Below are 973 nucleotides of genomic sequence, written 5' to 3' on the forward strand. Positions count from 1 at the left end.
GCCTCGGGCAACAACGACCTGTCGGCGCGCACCGAGCAGCAGGCCAGCGCACTGGAAGAAACGGCAGCCTCCATGGAAGAGCTGGGCTCCACCGTACGCCAGAACGCCGACAACGCCCGCGCAGCCAACCAGCTCGCTGTCAGCGCCTCCACCGTGGCCGTGCAGGGCGGCGACGTGGTTGCCGAAGTGGTCGAGACCATGAAAGGCATCAACGACAGCAGCAAGAAGATTGCCGACATCATCAGCGTGATCGACGGCATCGCCTTCCAGACCAACATCCTGGCGCTCAACGCCGCCGTGGAAGCCGCCCGCGCCGGCGAACAAGGCCGCGGCTTTGCCGTGGTGGCCGGAGAAGTGCGCAGCCTGGCCGGGCGCAGCGCCGAAGCCGCCAAGGAAATCAAAAGCCTCATCACCGCCAGCGTCGAACGCGTGGAACAAGGTACCGCCCTGGTCGATAAAGCCGGAGCCACCATGACCGAAGTGGTGAGCGCCATCCGGCGCGTGACCGACATCATGGGCGAGATCAGCGCCGCCAGCAGCGAACAAAGCGCCGGCGTAGGCCAGGTGGGCGAAGCCGTCACGCAAATGGACCAGGCCACCCAGCAAAACGCCGCCCTGGTGGAAGAAATGGCCGCCGCTGCCAGTGCCCTGAACGCCCAGGCGGGAGAACTCGTCAACGCCGTGGCCGTCTTCAAGCTCGACGCCAGCGCCACCACCCGCACCGCCAGCCCTGTGATCCGCAGCGCCCCGGCCGCAGCACCCCGCGCACCCATTCCCGCGCCCCAGCGCACAGCGGCCAAAAGCGTGGGCAGTGCAACGCGCAAGGCCAGCGCCCCGGCCAGCCTGCAAGCGCCCAAGGCCAGCGCGGCCAGCAAGCCGCCAGCGCCAGCCCCGGCGGCCAAGGGCGGCAGCGAGGACGACTGGGAAAGCTTCTGAGCGGGGGCGGCAGGCCCCTGAGAAGCAGAGCGAAAAA

General features: G+C 68.6%; 1 protein-coding gene. It reads left to right on the plus strand.

The genetic code is table 11. The features are described 5' to 3' along the window. Positions 1 to 936 (plus strand): methyl-accepting chemotaxis protein (locus KYG_RS22370; protein ID WP_008907217.1); only part of this gene is annotated, 936 nt, incomplete at its 5' end. Positions 937 to 973: the final 37 nt, after the last annotated feature.

Origin of the sequence: Acidovorax sp. NO-1 (assembly GCF_000238595.1) — a bacterium.
In the GTDB taxonomy this organism is placed as follows: Bacteria; Pseudomonadota; Gammaproteobacteria; order Burkholderiales; family Burkholderiaceae_C; genus Acidovorax.